We start from the raw sequence: 246 nt of genomic DNA, 5'->3' as shown, positions 1-246 counted from the left end.
ACATTAACCGCCACAGCCACAGTCAGTGATGTAGCAGGTAATACAGCAACTGATACAGACACCGCCATTCACGATAAAACAGCCCTAACCAGCATTGATGTTGCAACAGGCGATGACGCCGTTATTAATACTGCAGAGCAAAATAATGTAGTTGTAAGTGGCGTAATAGAAGAGGCTGATGCTAACCAAAGAGCCACTGTGGTATTTACCGATGTGAACGGAGATAAAGTCACGGTTGAAAACGTC

General features: G+C 44.7%; 1 protein-coding gene. It reads left to right on the top strand.

Features of this window, described 5'->3' with window-relative positions; genetic code table 11:
• On the top strand, positions 1–246 hold a 246-nt coding region (locus WDB87_RS00095; protein WP_337848644.1), incomplete at both ends, for a hypothetical protein.

It is taken from the genome of Pseudoalteromonas sp. C12FD-1 (assembly GCF_037414265.1).
Classification (GTDB): domain Bacteria; phylum Pseudomonadota; class Gammaproteobacteria; order Enterobacterales; family Alteromonadaceae; genus Pseudoalteromonas.
The sequence above is the reverse complement of the archived record's forward strand: the minus strand, read 5'-3'. Positions and strand labels throughout refer to the sequence as shown.